At 55.2% G+C, this 210-nt stretch carries 1 rRNA gene; it reads left to right on the forward strand.

Annotation, left to right across the window (positions count from 1 at the left end):
* Positions 1–210, forward strand: a 23S ribosomal RNA gene (locus EHS19_RS10590); the annotation flags it as partial.

Below are 210 nucleotides of genomic sequence, written 5' to 3' on the forward strand. Positions count from 1 at the left end.
TAAAGATGCTCGTTAAGCGCAGAAGGACGAAAAGACCCCGGGACCTTTACTATACCTTGGTATTGGCGTTAGGCGCGGATTGTGTAGCATAGGCGGGAGACTTCGATCCATGGACGCCAGTTCGTGGGGAGTCGCAAGGTGAAATACCGCTCTGTTCTCGTTTGACGTCTAACCACGAGCGGTCATCCCGCTCTGGGACAGTGCCTGGCG

The organism is Bifidobacterium jacchi (assembly GCF_009078285.1).
GTDB lineage: Bacteria > Actinomycetota > Actinomycetes > Actinomycetales > Bifidobacteriaceae > Bifidobacterium > Bifidobacterium jacchi.